Raw genomic sequence first — 309 nt, forward strand, 5'->3', positions numbered from 1 at the left:
GGATTGACGAAGAAGATATTGAGGCCGTAGTCCAAGCGCTAAGAAGCCCTTTTATTACTCAAGGACCGGCGATTACAGATTTTGAATCGAGTATCGCGGATTATGCAGGTGTAAAGTATGCTGTTGCTTTTTCAAATGGAACAGCTGCGCTTCATGCTGCCTGCTTCGCAGCGGAGATAGGTTCAGGGGATGAAGTAATCACAACCCCGATAACCTTTTTGGCCAGTTCGAACTGTGTATTGTATCAAGGCGGAACACCCGTTTTCGCCGATATTGATAAGCGAACCTATAATATTAACCCGGATGAAA

Annotated in this window: 1 protein-coding gene; it reads left to right on the forward strand. The window is 45.3% G+C overall.

The features are described from left to right. The coding region (locus RCF13_RS07950; RefSeq protein WP_308141051.1) for an aminotransferase class I/II-fold pyridoxal phosphate-dependent enzyme at positions 1-309 on the forward strand (309 nt) is incomplete at both ends.

The organism is Stenotrophomonas maltophilia group sp. RNC7 (assembly GCF_030910085.1).
Lineage (GTDB): Bacteria > Pseudomonadota > Gammaproteobacteria > Xanthomonadales > Xanthomonadaceae > Stenotrophomonas > Stenotrophomonas sepilia.